Source organism: Microcoleus sp. B3-D7, from assembly GCF_036705305.1.
GTDB lineage: Bacteria > Cyanobacteriota > Cyanobacteriia > Cyanobacteriales > Microcoleaceae > Microcoleus.
Genome location: NZ_JAUBUE010000002.1, coordinates 1 through 12,198, shown reverse-complemented (window position 1 = coordinate 12,198; position 12,198 = coordinate 1). Strand labels below are relative to the sequence as shown.

Below are 12,198 nucleotides of genomic sequence, written 5' to 3'. Positions count from 1 at the left end.
AGACAACACCTAGAGCAAATTTGTTCCCAATCGTAAAAATTAGTCAGTAAATATAGCGCTCGACCCGATCGCGCATTCGAGCCCCGACTTCTTTAAAAAATCGGGGCTCTGGGCGTTCTGTTGTTTCAGGTGGGCTTACTTATTTGGAGATACTAGCGAGAATGCTTTCCATTTCAGCAAGCTCAATCGCCCCGGAGAAAGTTTTGCCGTTCATAATAAAAAATGGAGTGCCTTCAATGCCAAGCTGTTGAGCAAGTTGCACGTCTTTCCCAATGGCGGCTTCGGCAGCAGGGCTGTTGCGATCGGTGTTGAATTTATCTAATTTTAGATTGAGCTTTTGGGCGATCGAGGTGTACAGTGGTTCGCCTAACTCTTTCTGCCCTTGAAACAAAGCGCTGTAGTATTCCCAAAATTTGCCCTGCTGTTGGGCAGCCCAAGCTGCTTTAGCTGCTGGCAGCGCTTGAGGGTGAATTGAAGTCAGGGGAAAATGCTTGTAAGCTAAAGTAACTTTGTCCTGGTGTTTTGCCATAAACTGCTTGACAGTATCGTGAGCGCGCGCGCAAAACGGACATTGAAAGTCAGAGAATTCTAAAAGTACAATCTGCTGCGAAGCTGAACCCGTGCTGGGAGAATCCCCGATCGCAGATTTGGGATTAGTTTTCATCTCCTGCAAAAATGATTCCTGCGCTGCTTTTAGAGACTGCTGCTGCTGTTGCTGGTACGCTTGTACCGACTCTAAAATTGCTTGCGGGTTTTCGCGGATAACCTGCAATACTTGCTCTTTAAACTTGGGATCGACTGAATTGCCAGCCGCTGACTGCGCGGGGGAACAACCGATAAATACCAGGCAACCTGCCAGGAGTACAGCCAAGCAGAAAGCTTGCTGGCTGCGGAGTTTTCGCCAAATAGTGGATACGTTCATCTGTTTTTTCTGATTCACGGCAACACTTAATCCTACATTTTATTTTGCGGAGTGTCAGGTATATCGCAGTTTACTGTTGTGCAGCTATTTTTAGCTTTGAGCAATAATTAGTAATTCGTAATCGGTAATTGGCAAGGTTTTTTACTTACCCGAACAGCTACGATCCCAATAATTAAGATTGAAACAATCGAGATTTAGTATTATAATATTATGTTTCGTCGAACGACCGCCATCAAAGATGCTGGTAGTGAGGACTAAAGTTTGAGTAAGTTTTATGATGACTAAAATCCTCCCTAAAAACGCGATCGCAGTTATTTTACTACAAGACTAGATATAAAAGATAAAAGGACGATCGCCAGAGTGATCGTCCTTTTATCTACTGCACGTATTATCAGCTTTTAAACTTGTCTGAATCCGAGACTATTTGCGGTTGTTGAGCCATTTAGCAGCAACTATTCCCAAAATACCAGCAACAACTGGATTGCCCAAAAACTTCATCAAACTCGGCTGTTCTGCCAGCACTTCTCGGAAAATATCCGGGTGATTGTGATAGGTAAACGAAGCCAGCTTGGTAACATCGTCAGCATTCATGCGGCTGGCGTGGTGGGTAGAAAGTCCTAGCTGCTTTTCCAATTTGCGATCGTCCAATCCTCTCTTCTCCAAATGCTTGAAGAATTCCCGCGCCACGTCGTCGCGTTCGTTTGGCTTAATTTGGGCGATCGCTTTTTGCAATTCCGGTTCCAACTGAGCCGGCGGGAGGGAGTCGTGATTCAGAGAACGCCCGAATAATTGTTTGCGCTGATCCGGCGAAGTTCTCTGAGCAAAATCGTCAAAGTTTTCGTACTCTTCACCGGTTGTCTCCGGCATCATTTCTCGATTTCCCTGGGCCAAATCGTTCATGATTTGACGCTTGTAATTATCGCTGCTACTCATTGTAACTTTTTTCCAATCTACACAACATTTCAGTCTTAAATTGAGATTGTTTCGCCTTCAAAAAACTGCGGAAAATATTAAACCGCCACGCGGCTATCATTTAAGCTTGCTAACCCGGTCAAGACTTGTATTCAATCTGATTTGATTGCTGATCGTACTTAGCAGTCAAAATCAGTTTTTTGTCAGGAGCGTAAACCAAAACACTTACATCCTGATTTGGGAAATTGCGGTGAAAACCTTGTGCTAAAGATTTGGCCAAATCTTTCACTTCAGTCGGGCGGACTTGCGGGGTAATAACAACTCCCAATTTGTTATTGTCGCGAACGTAAGCATCCTGAACCAGGCCCTTAGCCGTTTTTGTTACCCATTGACCAAAATCTTGACCTGCGGCGGTATTGCCACGTTCTAGCTGCGCGTAATAACCCTGACTGCCGCCAATTGCTACAGGTACATCAGTCGGTTTTTGGGTTGAAACGCTGGGCGCGCAGGCAGTCGTAATAGCCAGCATTAAAACCAAGAGTAAGCCCGCAATTGTTTTGCGACTCTGCTGCAATAAACTCACCTTTTTTCCTCCCTTCTGAAAACAACTTGAATACTTGAAAGGGTCAGGTTGCTCGACCCTCTCAATTACTATTAGGCTTAGTCTAGTTTCTTTTTGAGCTCATCTTTTACATCTTCGATCGCGTGACCAGCTTCAGCTTTTGCCTGCTTGGCTTTGCCTTCTGCTTTATCCTTCGGGTCGCCAGTAACATTGCCTAGGGCTTCTTGAGCTTTGCCTGCGATGTTGTTGCCAGTTGCCTTTGCTCTATCTTCATTACTCATTGGTTTCTCCCTATCTGTATCTAATTTGACGTTTTTTACTTAATGAACTCATCATATGTAACTAGGAGCTGCGTTGCACTCTACCTCTAGGAATAAAGAATAAATAACAAATGGAATAGGGAATATGGCATAGGGAACAGTTATTTGCAGTCTTGAACTAACTGCGACTTTCAGACTTAATTATTGTTTTTTTTTACCGTTTCTGCTGGCTACAATCAAGTATTTTTGTAAAAAACCGTTGAATCGTCGCGCGTGCGTGCAAGACTATTTTTTTCAACCCTAAAGAATTTATAATTTTAAAATTTTATTTAACTTTGCCTTAAAAAGACGGGTGTAGGCAAGACCAGATCTTACCCCCACCCGAAAAAAAACTATTAGTTTTAATCTACCTTGTGAGGACACTCTTTATCTATTTTTTGCTGAAGTTCTTCTTTCAACTGTTCGACAGCGCGCCTAGTTTGAGCATCTTCTTGTTTTTGCTGACCGAGGGCTTTTTCTGTTTCCTCACCGAGCAATATTTCCCGCGATTTTGGTAGGGTGACTTGATTTTCGCTACCAATGTGGGTCGCGTTTTCTTCAGTATTCATTAGTTTTTCCCCTATTGTTTGCAAAAATTATTTTTAACAAGGGTACTTAGAAGTTAACCTTATATCTATCATAAGGGAAATCACGAAGACTTCCCTCTGTCTGAAGGGAGATAGGGGCTGGTGAATAGTTTTGAGTTTTATAGTTAAGATAAATTACGGAAACTTCCATGAACCCGAAAGGAGATAGGGGAAGGAGAAGAGTGCGTGAGATAGCTTGGTGAGTCGCAAGGCGCGGGCAGTGAATGAGTTGGGGAAAAGGGAGGAGGGGGGAGAATTTTTTTGGGGCGCGATCGCCATAAGTACCTTTTGTCGTTTGTTTGATGAGGCTGTTTCGACATTTTTGATAGACTCCCCGACCGTCGCGGACGGAGATTCTAATTTATGGTTCATCGAAGTCCACTTGCTATCTCAGGGTGCATCGTCAATAGTAGAGGGGGTCTTCTCCCCACACTTTCCCTCTTTCGAGGCAGATTCCTCTTGCCCAGAGGTACCGTTTTGCCGCTCCATCCCTAGCATATTCATTCCCTTTTTCTGGATAATTAAAGTCAGTGAAGGAGTCGCCTCCTCCACGGCTCTCCAAAACGGAACGTGATAGTTTCCCATCATTCCGCTCCTCAATAAAACGGCTGTTGTCATCAGTACGTCGTTACCAACATATCGTTTTCCCACGCCCAAAGCCTTGGTTCCACTGGTGGCTTAGGTTTAGCACTTTTGCCGCTAGATTTGTTAGCGAGACTGCCATCATTGGCAGTTTTTGGATTGTGGCAATGTCGATGGAGTAATTGTCAATTATCATACGATTCCCTTCCACCTTTCGATTTGGGGATGATTTGGTCAACCTCTATCGAATCTCCATCTTTGAAGTAGTTATCGCAGTGAGAAAATTTCCCTTTTTGTCGCTTGAGTAGTTTAGCCAGTTTTATGGGTATTTCGGGGTGTACTCCCATTCTTGAACTGGGAGCATCTCACTTTTGCAGCCAAGCTAGAAATTGGAGTTGGGAGTCAGAAGCCAGGAGGAAAGAGGAAGAAGGCAGGAGCCAGAAAAAGTGTTTTTACAAATATGAGATGCTCCCAACCCACGCGACTTATTTATTACTTGTGCAACTTTTATGCAGTGTCTTTTGTGACTTCCTTCCTGGGGTAATAATAGTTGGAAATCAGAGGATATTGCCATTAACTTTGCTTGAGTGGTTTTGCTCAACAGGCAATTGTCGGATGTTGAATCCTAAGAAATAGAATCGGGGTTCTTCATTCAGGGTAAACGCATTCTAACTGGCCCTCAATGTATGCTACAGTTAAAATCGTTCGGCATTGTGGAGCAATGCTTGTAACTGTTCATACGCCAGACCAATTAATCGCTGTGTTTTTTTATGATTTTCTTCAATATGATTCAGGATGTCGCTCAGGTTTATGTGTAAAAAAATGTTTTTTATGTTCTTTTACACCTCATGTTACTATTGGGGAGATGTCTAAAGAAGAGTACCTAAAAATAATTGAAACCGAAATGCCTAATTTTCATGGATAATTTTTCCCCGAATACAGCCCGACTATAACTTAATGGAATTAGTAAGGCATTAGACAAAATAATATATGACCACTCGATTTTTTATATCAATTGAATACCTAGACTATTTATGGCAGCTCCTTTTAAATGAAGGACAATTAATAATTAAATGGGATGGCCCAATCAAAAACAAGGGTAATCCTTGTATCACAGTTTAAATGTGCAACAGCTTAGAGGTGCTGCGCGCTTCTAAAAATCAAAAATTTTTGCAATGCCAACACCACCAACTTTCTACTTATGGAATTGGTCAAGACTCAAGTATAGACGATTGATGGGAGAAAGGCTACTCTGCGGCACATCTTAGCCGTATCATCTGTTGTTTAGTTCACCCTACTTCATGCCACTGCACCTGAGTTCGGCTAACTCCAACCAACTCGTAGTAATTGAGCAGCCTGCACGTTACTCATTGCGACTTCCCCAATGCCTTTTGCACAATAGCTGTAAAAGTTACGAACAGGCAGAAACAATGAAAGCTACTGGTAAGGTGTATACAATTGATTTGGCTGGAAATCAGTATCAAAGCCCTCGCTACTTGCAAAGTCGGGCGAGGATTAACTCCCTCATCGACCATTATATGTCATTGGAAATTTTGAGCGATCGACTTTCCGATGTGCCCCAGCAATTTTCCGACCCGCATCCCCGCCCTTGGGAGCCCATAGATTGGCAAGGAATCAATCGCGGCCAAATTATTGGTGTCAAGCCAGAAATATTTTTACAAATTTTGGCAAGTGCGGCAGAAATTGAAGCTCCCATCCGCAGCTACGGTAGAGAAAGTTGGTGCTACTTACAGCATATTTACCCGCAAATGGCGCGGTTTATGGGAGGAATTTTTGATGACAACGGCAACATTATAGAGATAGGTGTCTGGGAAAAAGAAGAACGCCAACATTGCCCGACCTTTAGGAAAATTTACCAGCAACTTACAGCCGAAAAACTGCAAGTTAAACCGAACTCTGTGAATGGCTGTCAATCCACAGGTGACGCTTGGCAAGATACCTACAAACACGTGATTAGTCGCCTGAGTACCGAGTGGGGAGCTACTTCTGTTTATTTATGGTTGATGGTACACTCAACTGGGGCGTTGCAACAGGCAATTTCGCAGCCTTTACAGGATGAAATCAATCATTTGGCTAAGTTTTGGGGTTTCAGCCGCTGGGCATTCTCCCAGAGTTACTTCAATCAACTGAAAGGCTCTACCAAAAACCTGATTGCTTTGCTGAAACACCATCAGATTGAACGCACGCACGGCAATGATGTGTTTAATACTTCACTCAGTCTCAAACAGATTTCTTTGGTGTTGGAATTGACTTTTACATTCACGCGAGTGATGGTGCGGCTGCGGCGCTGGAACCGCGAGCTCAGTCGCAGTTATCTCAGACATTTGTTTGGTACAGCGCCGATGGTTGATGCACCGCGCAAGGTCGCTTAAATAGGACTTATGCAAGGGAGCAATTTTTACACTATTTGTGGGGATAAGGTGCGGTGTGCTTCGCCCTAAAGATACTATCTGTGGGTAAGTCCTGTTAACAAAATTAAACCCGAATTGCAAAATTAAACGATCGCACTTAAAAGCCAATAAAAACCTAAAACTACCATAAATCATGCAAATTACGATCGATCTTCCCGACAACCTCCCCCTGACTGAAGCCGATGTGCGGATAGAATTGGCGATCGTACTTTATCAGCAGCACGCCCTCCGCGACTGAAACATTTAAGTGCGATCGGGCATCATTTTCAAGTTTTATGGTTCGGCTGGGGGTTCCCACTTACAGATAGACTCTGGCGAAAGAGGGCAAGTTTTGGGAGGGAGCGGATTTCCGCTGAGGCCGAGCCGAGTCAGGTTAGTCAAGGATGCTAGCGGTTTGATGTCCCCGATCGGATTTCCGCTGAGGCCGAGCCGAGTCAGGTTAGTCAAGGATGCTAGCGGTTTGATGTCCCCGATCGGATTTCCGCTGAGGCCGAGCCGAGTCAGGTTAGTCAAGGATGCTAGCGGTTTGATGTCCCCGATCTGATTGTCGTTGATGATGAGTTCCGTGATACTAGAAAGTTTCCGATCGGCCACATCGCAATCATTAGTCCCTGCTTCCTTCAACAACACGTCAACAGTATGTTTGGTTTCTGGACTCAAATCAGCTTTTTGGCGGCACTAATCCGCAAATGTTCGCCTATTGTTTCCCGGTTGCGCCCTCGCAACTTCGAGGTAAAGCGCATTTTCAGATAATGCTACGATCGCACTCAAAGCAACTACTATCTACCTTGGTAAATTCATCTGTTTCTGTGCAACTATAATTTTCATCATTTTGTATCCCTAATTTTCTAAATAGACAATGGCAGGTTGGCAAACTGTCACGATACTGCCATAAAGTTGTAAAATAACTGCGATCTTAAACTTATAGCCAATAATTTTATCTCCATAAACTGAGGAAAATACCCTATGAACGGCCCAGCATCTTACACATCATCTCAAATGACCGATCGCGATCGCGCTAACCTCAGTCGCCTGATCGATTACAGTTCCATCCAATCAGTACCCGAAATTTGGGCGATCGTCAAACAAAAATTCGGTCAAACCGTCGCCCTCCACGACCCCCACAGCCAGCCAGAAATCAAACTCACCTACACCGAACTCTACCAACAAATCCAGCAATTCGCCGCCGGCCTCCAAGCCCTCGGCATCGAACCAAATCCCGAAGAAGCAGTCCCTCCCCGCGTCGCCCTCTTCGCAGATAACAGCCCCCGCTGGCTGATAGCCGACCAAGGTATCATGATGGCTGGGGCCGCCAACGTTGTTCGAGGCGCCACCGCCGACCCTCAAGAACTCCTATACATCATCCAAGACAGCGGCAGCACCGCCTTGGTAGTCGAAGACCTGGCATTACTGACAAAACTGCAACACCGCCTCCCTGATTTGCCCATTCAACTCATCGTCCTCCTCTCCGACGAAGAACCGGAAACCAGCCAAACCCTAAGCACAGTCAAATTTTCCCAAGTGATGACCACAGGGGCCAACCGTCCCCTCAAACCCACCAACCACAAGCCTCAAACCCTCGCCACCCTCCTCTACACCAGCGGCACCACCGGCAAACCCAAAGGCGTCATGCTGACTCACGGCAACCTGCTGCACCAACTCAACACCTTGGGCACAATTCTCCAGCCCGAAGGCGGCGACGGCGTCCTCAGCATTCTGCCCAGTTGGCACGCCTACGAACGCAGCGTCGAATACTTCCTGCTGTCCCAAGGATGCACGCAAATTTACACCAATATTCGCTATTTCAAACAAGACTTTAAAACTTACAAACCCCAGTACATGGTCAGCGTTCCGCGCATCTGGGAATCGATTTATGAGGCCGTACAAAAGCAATTTCGGGAACAGCCACCTAACAAACAAAAATTGGTGAATTTCCTGTTATCTGCCAGCCAGCAATACATCGAGAACCGCCGCATTTTCCAAGGATTAACTCTCATTTTGAAACCGGCTTCTGCTTCCGAAAAACTAATCGCCCGCACCAAAAGCATTCTGTTGTCGCCCGTGCACGCCCTCGCCGAAAAACTGGTTTACCAAAAAGTCAGGGAAGCTACAGGGGGACGCTTAAAATGGGCGATTAGCGGTGGCGGTTCTTTGGCCGCGCATATAGACAATTTCTTTGAAATAGCGAATATCGGCTTGTTGGTGGGATACGGTTTAACCGAAACTTCGCCGGTTTTAACTGTGCGCCGCCCTTGGCACAATCTTAAAGGTTCCGCAGGACAGCCGATCGCCCATACGGAAATTAAAATAGTAGACCCAGAAACCAGACAGCAACTGCCCACAGGCCAGCGCGGCTTGGTATTGGCGCGGGGGCCGCAAATTATGCAGGGCTATTATCTTAATCCTCAAGCGACTGCCAAGGCGATCGACCCCGAAGGCTGGTTCGACACTGGCGATTTGGGCTGGCTGACACCGGGAAACGACTTAATCTTGACGGGGCGCGCTAAAGATACGATCGTCCTCAGCAACGGCGAAAACATCGAGCCCCAACCCATAGAAGACGCCTGCCTCCGCAGCCCCTACATCGACCAAATTATGCTAGTAGGTCAAGACCAGAGATCCGTCGGCGCCTTAATTGTCCCCAATGCAGAAGCTGTGCAGAAATGGGCAGAAACTCAGAATCCCCCTTTACACGAAATTGACTGGAATAGCAAGACAATTCAAGACTTATTCCGCAAAGAATTGAACCGAGAGGTGCAAAATCGCCCCGGATACCGCGCGGACGATCGCATCGGCCCGTTCCGGTTGATTCAGGAGCCATTTTCGATCGAAAATGGAATGTTGACCCAGACCCTGAAAATTAAGCGCCCGGTTGTGACGCAACACTACCGCGATATGATTGACGGGATGTTTTGAAATATTCGCAGGACTTGGGGAATGGAAAAGAAAAAATTATCCCAACACCCGAGTCCGAGTCCGAGTCCTCAGTCCTGGGCCATTAGTTCATGTTTACCAACTAATGACTAATGACTAATGCCTAATTCCTAATTGACAAGCAACAACTTTATGGAACCACAATTACTCTTGAAACGATCGATTAACGTTAAAGTCGTCGTTACTCCCCGCTGGAAAGAAGAAGCTCAACAGCAACTCCAAGCCCAAATCAACCAAATAGACTCTCAGCTACAACAGTTAGAAATGCAAGGGCAGCGGATGATTTCGGAAATCCAAAAGCAAAATCTGCAGCCCCCAGGCCCGCAAGTAATGCAGCAAATAGAAAACATTCAAGTGCAGGTGAATCAAAGAAAAAGCGAACTGCTAGAACAGAAAAACCAAAACCTGCAACAGCTTCAGCAAGTGCAGGTGCTAGACCTGGAACAAGAAGTGAGTCAAGGTCAAATTGACGGCACGTTCACTGTCGGGCTCGGAGAAAACTTGATTCAAAAAATGCAAGTAGAAATTCTCCTCCGCGACGGCATAGTCGAAGAAATTCGAGGTGATATTTAGAAATTGGTAAGTGGTAATTGGCGATCGGTAATTGGCAATTGATTTTGAGTCAACAGTCACACATCAAGAATGCGAGAGACTGGCATAATAATAAGTATTGCCGGTGGCCGGTCGCCAATGATCAATTGCCAAATACCGATTACCTATTACCAACACAAAAGGACTTTTTACAGATGATTCGCGAAGTTTTCATGCCAGCCCTGAGTTCGACAATGACAGAGGGCAAAATTGTTTCCTGGGTCAAATCCGCCGGAGACAAAGTAGAAAAAGGCGAAACGGTGGTGGTGGTTGAATCCGACAAAGCCGACATGGACGTGGAGTCTTTCTACGAAGGCTATTTAGCAATAATTATCGTACCTGCGGGCGAAGTTGCTCCGGTGGGGGCGGCAATCGCCCTAGTAGCAGAAACAGAAGCCGAAATCGCCGTCGCTCAGCAGCAAGGAGCCGCCGCTCCAACGGCAGCCGCCGCCCCTGCTCCCAGCCCCGCTCCTGTGAGCGCAGCTACATCGTCAGCAGGTTTGCAGCAAAATGTCAGCCGCCAAAACGGCCGCAGCGTCGTTTCTCCCCGCGCTCGCAAGTTAGCCAAAGAGTTTAAAGTAGATTTGAATTCTATCAAAGGCAGCGGGCCCAACGGTCGCATTGTCGCAGAGGATGTGGAAGCAGCAGCCGGCAAAGCCCAACCCGCTCCGGTTCAGCAAGCGGTAACAGTCCCCGCTGCACCCGCACCTGCACCCGCAGCGCCCGCGCCCGCAGCAGCCAAACCCGCCCCCGCAGCAGTCCCGGCGATCGCACTTTCGGGCCAAAAAGTACCGATGAATGCGCTGCAAAATGCGGTGGTGCGGAATATGGAAGCAAGTTTGAGCGTGCCGTCTTTCCGCGTCGGTTACACAATTACTACTGATAATCTGGACAAACTCTACAAACAAATTAAGTCCAAGGGCGTCACGATGACGGCTATGCTGGCGAAGGCTGTAGCAGTAACTTTACAAAAACATCCTCTGCTGAATGCTTGTTATGTGGAATCGGGAATTCAACACCGCGCTGATATTAATGTGGCGGTAGCGGTGGCGATGGACGGCGGCGGTTTGATTACGCCGGTGCTGCAAAATGCCGATCGCCTCGATATTTATTCGCTCTCGCGCACCTGGAAGGATTTAGTCGATCGCGCCCGCACCAAGCAGTTGAAGCCTGATGAATACAGCACGGGAACTTTTACTCTTTCCAATTTGGGAATGTTTGGAGTAGACAAGTTTGACGCTATTTTGCCGCCGAATCAAGGCTCGATTTTGGCGATCGGTTCTTCGCGGCCGCAAGTAGTGGCTAATGAAGATGGTTTGATGGGAGTGAAGCGCCAAATGCAGGTAAATATTACTTGCGATCACCGGATTATTTACGGTGCTGATGCGGCGTCTTTCTTGCAAGATTTAGCGAAATTGATTGAGACAAATCCTCAGTCTTTGACGCTTTAATTAGTTAACTGTTGACAGTTGACTGTTGACAGTTGACTGTTGACAGTTGACGGTCAATGTTTGGCACTCAACTATTCAAAGAATCTCATCGGGAAAGCTTCCAACAGCTAAGAGTTGATCGCTTAGCTGAAAAAATATCAAACGAAATATGGTTTATTGTTAAAAAGTGGGACGACGTTGCCAAGGATACGATGGGCAAACAAATAGTGCGATCGGCTGATAGTGTTGATTTTAATCTTGCAGAAGGACATGGACGCTATAGCTATCAAGATAATCAGCGTTTTGTGAAAATTGCCCGAGGTTCATTAAACGAAACAAGACATTGGTTGAGACTTGACGGAACTCGCAATCTTTTGACTCAAGAACAGAGCGATCGACTGCATCCGTTATTAAATAAACTTTCACCAAAACTTAATGCCTATCTTAACTCATTAAAACAAAAACCCAAAGGTTAACAGTCAACAGTCAACCGTTAACAGTCAACCATTAACCACCAACTAATTACTCGATCGCACAGTCAAAACTTGCGGCGGCGTCGCATCCGGCGGATACAAGAAATCCACCTGAACCAAACGGCGTTCCCCCGGCTTCATATTCACATTCACCAAAGGTTCTCCCTGCTGTCCCCGCCGCTGCACGATGTGAATGTAGCGCGTCAAAGTCTTGCCCGTATCATCCTTAAACATCACTCGCACCGTACCTCGGAAAAATATCCGATTTTCAGGAGGATCGTAAAACATCAATCCCCCCGCTTCTGTATTTGCTTTGAGCGGTGTTTGCATTTTAATGCTAACAGATTGGGGCTCACGAGATTTGTTGTAAAGCGGAAAAGTTAAGTTGTATTGAATCCCGTAATTTCCGTGAGCAGAATAAGCTGTATCGGGATAGCGAGCTAACATTTTAGCACTTTGAACTTGACCAGTTCC

Annotated in this window: 14 protein-coding genes; 6 read left to right on the top strand and 8 right to left on the bottom strand. The window is 46.1% G+C overall.

Annotated elements, in window-relative coordinates; genetic code table 11:
- Positions 1-139 precede the first annotated feature (139 nt).
- The 6 genes from QUB25_RS01675 to QUB25_RS01650 all read right to left on the bottom strand — a co-directional run bounded on the left by QUB25_RS01675 (position 140) and on the right by QUB25_RS01650 (position 3,933).
- Entirely contained in the window at positions 140-922 is a 783-nt protein-coding gene (locus QUB25_RS01675) for a DsbA family protein (RefSeq protein WP_333181817.1), read from the bottom strand.
- Between the two features lie 420 nt (positions 923-1,342).
- Complete coding sequence (locus QUB25_RS01670) at positions 1,343-1,855, bottom strand: hypothetical protein (protein ID WP_333181816.1); 513 nt, start codon at positions 1,853-1,855, stop codon at positions 1,343-1,345.
- A 118-nt stretch (positions 1,856-1,973) separates the two neighbouring features.
- Positions 1,974-2,417: a hypothetical protein gene (locus QUB25_RS01665; RefSeq protein WP_333063376.1), complete on the bottom strand. Its 444-nt coding sequence runs from the start codon at positions 2,415-2,417 to the stop codon at positions 1,974-1,976.
- Positions 2,418-2,494: 77 nt separating this feature from the next.
- Positions 2,495-2,677, bottom strand: a complete 183-nt coding sequence (locus QUB25_RS01660; RefSeq protein WP_333063377.1) for a CsbD family protein — start codon at positions 2,675-2,677, stop codon at positions 2,495-2,497.
- 380 nt (positions 2,678-3,057) lie between these two features.
- A complete protein-coding gene (locus tag QUB25_RS01655) occupies positions 3,058-3,264 on the bottom strand; it encodes a hypothetical protein (protein ID WP_333181815.1) in 207 nt (68 codons plus the stop codon).
- 408 nt (positions 3,265-3,672) lie between these two features.
- Entirely contained in the window at positions 3,673-3,933 is a 261-nt protein-coding gene (locus tag QUB25_RS01650; protein ID WP_333063378.1) for a hypothetical protein, read from the bottom strand.
- Positions 3,934-4,986: 1,053 nt separating this feature from the next.
- On the opposite strand from QUB25_RS01650, the gene QUB25_RS01640 reads away from it, so the two are divergent.
- Entirely contained in the window at positions 4,987-5,100 is a 114-nt protein-coding gene (locus tag QUB25_RS01640; RefSeq protein WP_333181814.1) for an RQC domain-containing protein, read from the top strand.
- Between the two features lie 65 nt (positions 5,101-5,165).
- The gene (locus QUB25_RS01635) at positions 5,166-6,257 is read left to right on the top strand and encodes a hypothetical protein (RefSeq protein WP_333181813.1); all 1,092 of its coding nucleotides are present in this window, start codon (positions 5,166-5,168) and stop codon (positions 6,255-6,257) included.
- A 312-nt stretch (positions 6,258-6,569) separates the two neighbouring features.
- Here the strand turns inward: QUB25_RS01635 and QUB25_RS01630 are convergent, their stop codons facing one another.
- Positions 6,570-6,956: a leucine-rich repeat domain-containing protein gene (locus QUB25_RS01630; RefSeq protein WP_333181812.1), complete on the bottom strand. Its 387-nt coding sequence runs from the start codon at positions 6,954-6,956 to the stop codon at positions 6,570-6,572.
- 306 nt (positions 6,957-7,262) lie between these two features.
- On the opposite strand from QUB25_RS01630, the gene QUB25_RS01625 reads away from it, so the two are divergent.
- From QUB25_RS01625 to QUB25_RS01610, 4 genes are all read left to right on the top strand, one after another.
- Complete coding sequence (locus QUB25_RS01625; protein ID WP_333181811.1) at positions 7,263-9,212, top strand: long-chain fatty acid--CoA ligase; 1,950 nt, start codon at positions 7,263-7,265, stop codon at positions 9,210-9,212.
- A gap of 150 nt (positions 9,213-9,362) precedes the next feature.
- Entirely contained in the window at positions 9,363-9,803 is a 441-nt protein-coding gene (locus tag QUB25_RS01620; protein ID WP_015179467.1) for a YlqD family protein, read from the top strand.
- A 173-nt stretch (positions 9,804-9,976) separates the two neighbouring features.
- Positions 9,977-11,272 (top strand): dihydrolipoamide acetyltransferase family protein, encoded by a 1,296-nt coding sequence (locus QUB25_RS01615; RefSeq protein WP_333181810.1) that lies wholly within the window; start codon positions 9,977-9,979, stop codon positions 11,270-11,272.
- A gap of 56 nt (positions 11,273-11,328) precedes the next feature.
- The gene (locus QUB25_RS01610) at positions 11,329-11,727 is read left to right on the top strand and encodes a four helix bundle protein (protein ID WP_333181809.1); all 399 of its coding nucleotides are present in this window, start codon (positions 11,329-11,331) and stop codon (positions 11,725-11,727) included.
- A gap of 42 nt (positions 11,728-11,769) precedes the next feature.
- Here the strand turns inward: QUB25_RS01610 and QUB25_RS01605 are convergent.
- A partial coding sequence (locus QUB25_RS01605) for a DUF3370 family protein (RefSeq protein WP_333181808.1) occupies positions 11,770-12,198 on the bottom strand: 429 nt, incomplete at its 5' end.